We start from the raw sequence: 6498 nt of genomic DNA on the forward strand, positions 1-6498 counted from the left end.
CCGGAGTACCCGCCTGCAACCGTAAGTAACGACCCGTAGGCGGTACTCATCCGGCCTGCTCATGCTGCTTCGTAGGGTGTCGCGCAGTATCAGAGCTCAGCCGCCCGGCTGCGGACAGAACGCAGGTCTCCACAGTGCACCCTTCCCCAACTCCCGGATCGGCTTTGCCCGAATCCCCTCTTTCGGTGGCAGTCATCGGCGCCGGATACTGGGGCCCCAACCTCGCCCGCAACTTCAACGCCGGCTCCGACTGGCAGCTCTCCGCGATCTGTGACCTGGACACAGAACGCGCCGCGCGGCTCTCGCGCAGCGTAGGAAACGTGCCCGTGACCGGATCGGTCCAGGAACTGCTCCGGGATCCAAACCTCGACGCCGTGGCCATCGCGACTCCGGCACGGACCCATCACGGACTGGCGACGGCTGCGCTGGCTGCCGGCAAGCACGTCCTGGTAGAGAAACCGCTGGCGGATTCACTGGCCCTCGGCGAGCAGATGGTGCAGCAGGCCGATGCGGCAGGGCTGGTCCTGATGGCGGACCACACCTACTGCTACACCCCGGCAGTCCTGAAGATCCGCGACCTGGTGGCGCAGGGGGAGCTCGGCGAAATCCTCTTCATCGATTCAGTGCGCATCAACCTGGGACTGGTCCAGCCCGACGTCGACGTGTTCTGGGACCTGGCACCCCACGACCTGGCGATCCTGGATTTTGTCCTGCCCTCAGGCCTCCGGCCGGTCCGCGTCTCGGCACACGGGTCCGATCCGCTGGGGGCGGGAACCGCCTGCGTCGGCCACCTGGTCCTGGAACTCGAATCCGGCGCCATGGCCCACATCCACGTGAACTGGCTCAGCCCCACCAAGATCCGGCAGCTGGTGATCGGGGGCAGCCGGCGCACCCTCGTCTGGGACGACCTCAACCCGCAGCAGCGCCTGAGCGTCTATGACCGCGGCGTCACCCTCTCCCGGGCCGCGGGGGAAGAAGAACGTTCACAGTCCAACATTTCCTACCGGCTTGGAGATACCTGGTCGCCTGCCCTGCCCGAGCACGAGGCACTGGCCGCGATGGCCGCCGAGTTCGCCGCCAGCATCCGTGCGGGGCGTCCTGCCCTGACCAGCGGTGCTGCCGGCGTCCGGGTCCTGTCGGTGCTTGAAGCCGCCACCCACAGCCAAATGAGCGGGTCCCCTGTCCCGCTCCGCCCAACTCTTGAACTGGAATCAGCCTGATGACGCATATTCAACCGCTCCGCGGAGCATCGGTACTGGTGACCGGCGGCGCCGGCACCATCGGCTCGGCGATTGTTGACCAGCTGCTCGACGCCGGGGTGGGGGAGGTGCGCGTGCTGGACAACCTCGTCCGCGGGCGCCGCGCCAACCTGGCCGATGCACTGGCCGATCCCCGGGTAGGCCTCTACGAAGCGGACATCCGGGACAGGGACGCAGTGAACGACCTCACCCGCGGGGCTGACTTCGTCTTCCACCAGGCAGCCATCCGCATCACCCAGTGTGCGGAAGACCCAAGACTTGCCCTGGAAGTCCTGGCGGACGGAACGTTCAACGTGCTGGAAGCAGCGGCCGCCCATGGTGCAGCACGCGTCATCGCCGCCTCCAGTGCATCCGTGTACGGCCTGGCGGAGGAGTTCCCTACCCGGGAGAAGCACCACCTGCATGGCAATGACACGTTCTACGGTGCGGCCAAGGCCTTTAACGAGGGAATGCTGCGCAGCTTCCAGGCCATGTACGGGCTTGCCTTCACCGGGCTGCGCTACTTCAACGTCTACGGACCCCGGATGGACGTTCACGGGCTCTACACGGAAGTCCTGGTCAGGTGGATGGAACGGATCGCAGACGGGCGTCCGCCGCTGATCTTCGGTGACGGCGCCCAGACCATGGACTTCATCTACACCACCGACATAGCCCGCGCGAACCTGCTGGCCGCAGTGCATCACGCCCCGGCGGGGATCTACAACATTGCCAGCGGAACGGAAACAAGCCTGCTGGAACTGGCCCGGGCACTGCTGGCGGCGATGAACTCGGAACTCGACGTCGAGTTTGGGCCCGAGCGGGCAGTCAACGGGGTCAGCAGGCGGCTGGCGGACACCTCCGCTGCCCAGACGGACCTGGGGTTCAAAGCGGAAGTTCCGCTCGCCAAGGGGCTGGCCGAGCTGGTCCAGTGGTGGCTGCCGCTGCGTTCGGAGATCGCAGCCGGACGCGGGAGCGCCGGAGCATGAGCAGGATCAACGTCATGAAGCCGTGGCTGGGCGAGGAAGAGGCGGCGGCGCTCAGCGAAGTCATCGCTTCCGGGTGGATTGCCCAGGGACCGCGCACCGCCCAGTTTGAGGCCGCCTTCGGGCAACGGATGGAAGCCGGCCACGCCGTGGCAGCCTCCAGCTGCACCACGGCGCTGCACCTGGCCCTGGTGGTAGCCGGCGTCAGTCCGGGAGACGACGTCGTAGTGCCGTCCTTTTCCTTCATCGCGACCGCCAACGCACCCACCTACGTTGGTGCGCGGCCGGTGTTCGCCGACGTCGATCCCGTTACGGGCAACCTCACGGCGGAGACCGTCCAGGCGGCCCTGACCCCCGCAACCCGGGCAGTGATAGCCGTGGACCAGGGCGGGGTTCCGGTGGAACTTGCGCCGCTGCGGGCACTGTGCGATCCGCTGGGCATCACGGTCCTGGAAGACGCGGCCTGCGCAGCCGGTTCACGGTACGCCGGACGTCCCGCCGGAGCGGGTGCCGAAATCGCTGCCTGGTCTTTCCATCCACGGAAGATCCTCACTACCGGCGAAGGCGGGATGCTCACGACATCGAATCCCCGGTGGGCGGCCCGTGCACGGACGCTGCGCGAACACGCCATGAGCCTCTCCGCGGCAGAGCGCAGCGCAAGTATCCTTGCCCCGGCCGAGGCATACACGGAGGTGGGCTACAACTACCGAATGACTGACCTGCAGGCTGCGGTGGGATTGGTACAGCTTCAACGGCTCGACGCCGTGGTTCGCCGGAGGCGGGAACTGGCCGCAGGCTACGCCAAGGCTTTCGCCGAAATCGAGTTCCTGCGCCCGGTCGAGGACCCGCCGTGGGGTGAGTCGAACTTCCAGTCCTACTGGATCGAAGTGCTGCCCGGTTTCGGCACGGACCGGAACGGCGTGCTGGAAGCGCTTGGCCGGCAGGAGATCTCAGCCCGGCGCGGCATCATGGCCGCCCACCTGGAACCGGCCTACCGGGGACGGGACACAGGAACGGCTTCCCTGGAAGTCACCGAACGGCTCAGTACCGGCACGCTGATCCTGCCGCTGTTCCACGAAATGACTGAATCCGAGCAGGCCAGGGTCATCGAGGCAGTGGCCGGCTGCGGCAGGAAACCATGAGTACGCCGGCACCCGCCCTGTTGCTCCTCGGCGCCGGCGGGCTGGCCCGGGAGGTACTTGCCGCCGTCCGCCGGACCGAAGAATGGCGGGTGATCGGTTTCCTCGATGACGACCCGTCCCTGCACTCAGCGAAGGTGGATGGAGTCCCGGTGCTCGGTGGACTGGACACCGCCGGGGACTATCCCGGCTGCAGGTTCCTGGCGTGCGCGGGGTCGGGATCGGCCCGTGCCTCCATGGTCCAGGCACTGGCAAGCGCCGGCGTGGCAGAGGACAGGTTTGCGGTGTTCGTGGACCGGGGCGCCTACCTAACGGAGGGCTGTACGGTGGGGGCCGGCAGCATCATCCTTGCCGGTACCGTCCTGACGGCTGCCGTCACGGTGGGCCGGCACACAGCCGTGATGCCCAACTGCACACTGACGCATGACGACGTTCTCGAAGACTATGCCACCCTCGCCGCAGGGGTGTGCCTGGGCGGCGGCGTCCATGTTGGGCCGGGGGCATACCTGGGAATGGGTGCAACCGTCCGGCAGGGCGTTCGGCTTGGCGCCGGCACCGTCGTGGGAATGGGAGCCGCAGTCCTGCGTGACGTCCCCGGCGGACAAACCTGGGCCGGAGTTCCGGCCCGGGAGCTTCGCCGGGCGGGCACCCGCCCGCCCGCCGCCGTTCCGCCCGCCGCCGTTCCGCCCGCCGCCGTTCCGGGCGCCGCGGCCAGCTGGGAGGACCAGCGATGAAACAGTTTCCCGCCGCAGCGGTACCGTTCGTGGACCTCGCAGCGCAGCATGCCGAGGTCGACGGGGAAATCCAGGCTGGGCTGAAGGAAGTCTTCGCCACGGCCGCGTTCATCGGCGGCCGCCCGGTTTCGGACTTCGAAGAAGCGTATGGGAAGTGGCTGGGCAGCGCGCACTGCGTTGGTGTGGCGAACGGGACCGACGCCCTGGAACTTGCCCTGCGCGCCTGCGGGGTGGAGCCGGGCACCGAAGTGGTCCTGCCGGCCAACACCTTCATCGCAACCGCTGAAGCAGTCACACGTGCCGGTGCGGTTCCGGTGCTGTCCGACGTCGATCCGGTGCACCTGCTGATCGATCCGGAAGGCGCCGCCCGGGCAGCGGGCCCCCGAACGCGGGCGTTGATGCCCGTTCATCTATTTGGGCAGACAGCGCCGGTGGAGGCGCTGGCGGGGACGGCCAGTCGCTACGGGGCTGCGGTGGTGGAGGACGCAGCCCAGTCCCAGGGCGCCGAGCGGTTTGGCCGGAGGGCCGGAACGCTCGGCGACGCCGCCGGAACCAGCTTCTACCCCGGCAAGAACCTGGGTGCCGCGGGAGACGCCGGAGCGGTCCTGACCGGCAGCAGGTCGATAGCTGAGCGGGTTCGGCTGCTGGCGGACCACGGCAGCAGGGTCAAATACCGGCATGAAGCCGCCGGCATGAACTCCAGGCTCGACGCGGTGCAGGCGGTGGTGCTGGGCGCAAAGCTCAAACGCCTCCAGGGATGGAACGAGCGGCGCCGCGCCGCCGCAGACAGGTACCGGGAACTGCTCTCAGGGATCCCCGGTGTTGTGCTGCCGGCCAGTGCGGAAGGAAACACGGACGTCTGGCACATCTACGCCGTCCGGGTGCCGGCCCCGGAACGCGACCGGGTCCTGCAGGCACTGGCAGCCGCTGGCATCGGCGTCGGAATCCACTATCCGGTGCCGGTGCACCTGACGGGTGCCTATGCACACCTCGGCTACGGCCCCGGGGACTTCCCTGTCAGCGAAGACGCAGCTGCCCGGCTCCTGTCGCTGCCGCTGCATCCCCACCTCAGCCCGGCGCAGCAGGAATATGTCGCAGAAACGCTGGCGGGGGCGCTGCGGTGACAGCGACCCCGGAATCAACAGGACTGGGCATCGGTGCACGCGCGGCACGCGGGGCCCTATGGAGCGGCGCGAACGCCCTGATGATGAAACTGGCTGGAATCGCGGTCATGGTGGTGGTGGTGCGGCTTGTGACACCACACGAATTCGGGGTGTTCGCCGCTGCACTGGTTGTTCACGCGATCGTCTCGTCCTTCGGTGAACTGGGGCTCTCCTCCTGCGTTGCCCGGCGGGACCTTGACCCGGAACGCGTGGCGTCGACAGTCGCCCTGCTCGCGATTCTCTCGTCCTTCGCGCTTGCCGGCGGTATGGCACTGGCAGCGGACCCGCTTGCCGCGCTGCTGGGGGCACCGGAAGCAGCCGCGCCAATCCGTGTCCTGGCCATCGCCGTCGTGCTGGGCGGTGTGTTCACGGTTCCGGGGGCTCTGCTGGTGCGCGAGTTCCGGCAGGAAAAAGTCTTCCTGGCATCCGCCGTCGCCTTTGTGCCCGGCAACCTGGTGCTCGTCCTCCTTGCGGTTAACGGCGACGGCGCCATGGCGTTCGCGTGGTCCCGCGTCGTAAGCCAGCTGGTCAGCGGGATAGTTATGGCCTTGAGCGTGAAGCGGACCTACTGGCCGCGGCTCCGGCGTGCCGAAGTGGGCCCGGTACTGCGCTTTGGCCTGCCGCTGGCGGGCGCAAACCTGCTGGGCTACAGCCTGCTCAACGCCGACTACGCAATTATCGGTGCCTTCCTGGGGCCGGTGGAGCTTGGCATCTACACCCTCGCGTTCACTGTGGCTTCCTGGTCAACCTCGGTCATGAGCTCCACCATCAATTCAGTAGCCATGCCGGCCTTCTCCGCCCTGGGCTCCGGTTCCGGTGAGCTGCGCGGTTTCCTGGCCAGGTCCTCACGCCTGGTGGCGTTGATTGCCTTCCCGGTCACGGCACTTACCGTTGTGCTCGCTGGCGAGCTGGTGGCCGTGCTCTACGGCGGGACCTGGGCGCAGGCGGCACCGGTCCTGCGGATCCTTGCCGTCTACGGAGGGGTATTTGCGCTGTCCCTGCTGCTCTCCAACCTCCTTGTGGGGCAGGGCCGGGCAGGGGCTGTTTTTGGCGTGCAGGCGGTATGGCTGGTGCTTCTCGTTCCCGCCGTTGGGCTGAGCCTTGGCCCGTTCGGCCTGACGGGCGCCGCCTGGGTGCACGTGGCGGTGATCGCGGCCGTGATCATGCCGCTGTACCTGCGCGCCGTCCGCGGCACGGTTCCGGCGCCCGGGCGGGTCCTGCTCCGGGCTGCGGCGGGGCCG

6 protein-coding genes are annotated in these 6498 nt (G+C 68.1%); all 6 read left to right on the plus strand.

Going from position 1 to position 6498, the window contains the following annotated elements; translation table 11 throughout:
• Positions 1-164 precede the first annotated feature (164 nt).
• Positions 165-1220, plus strand: coding sequence for a Gfo/Idh/MocA family protein (locus ABFX29_RS14180; protein WP_246167585.1), 1056 nt, complete (start codon positions 165-167; stop codon positions 1218-1220).
• An 8-nt stretch (positions 1221-1228) separates the two neighbouring features.
• Positions 1229-2224 (plus strand): NAD-dependent epimerase/dehydratase family protein, encoded by a 996-nt coding sequence (locus ABFX29_RS14185; RefSeq protein WP_152228801.1) that lies wholly within the window; start codon positions 1229-1231, stop codon positions 2222-2224.
• Positions 2221-3363, plus strand: a complete 1143-nt coding sequence (locus ABFX29_RS14190; protein ID WP_152228682.1) for a DegT/DnrJ/EryC1/StrS family aminotransferase — start codon at positions 2221-2223, stop codon at positions 3361-3363. The genes ABFX29_RS14185 and ABFX29_RS14190 overlap by 4 nt, the downstream gene beginning before the upstream one ends.
• On the plus strand, positions 3360-4094 hold the full coding sequence (locus tag ABFX29_RS14195; protein ID WP_152228681.1) for an acetyltransferase: 735 nt from the start codon (positions 3360-3362) through the stop codon (positions 4092-4094). Before ABFX29_RS14190 ends, ABFX29_RS14195 begins: the two co-directional genes overlap by 4 nt.
• Complete coding sequence (locus tag ABFX29_RS14200; RefSeq protein WP_152228680.1) at positions 4091-5218, plus strand: DegT/DnrJ/EryC1/StrS family aminotransferase; 1128 nt, start codon at positions 4091-4093, stop codon at positions 5216-5218. Before ABFX29_RS14195 ends, ABFX29_RS14200 begins: the two co-directional genes overlap by 4 nt.
• A partial coding sequence (locus ABFX29_RS14205) for an oligosaccharide flippase family protein (protein WP_346038499.1) occupies positions 5215-6498 on the plus strand: 1284 nt, incomplete at its 3' end. The genes ABFX29_RS14200 and ABFX29_RS14205, both read left to right, overlap by 4 nt.

The sequence above is a fragment of the Arthrobacter gandavensis genome (genome assembly GCF_039528575.1).
GTDB classification, from domain to species: Bacteria; Actinomycetota; Actinomycetes; order Actinomycetales; family Micrococcaceae; genus Arthrobacter_B; species Arthrobacter_B citreus_B.

What these genes read in the sequence shown, in the direction of transcription:
- ABFX29_RS14190 (WP_152228682.1), top strand. Translation starts at nt 2,221, where the DNA reads ATGAGCAGGATCAACGTCATGAAGCCGTGGCTGGGCGAGGAAGAGGCG.
- ABFX29_RS14195 (WP_152228681.1), top strand. Translation starts at nt 3,360, where the DNA reads ATGAGTACGCCGGCACCCGCCCTGTTGCTCCTCGGCGCCGGCGGGCTG.
- ABFX29_RS14200 (WP_152228680.1), top strand. Translation starts at nt 4,091, where the DNA reads ATGAAACAGTTTCCCGCCGCAGCGGTACCGTTCGTGGACCTCGCAGCG.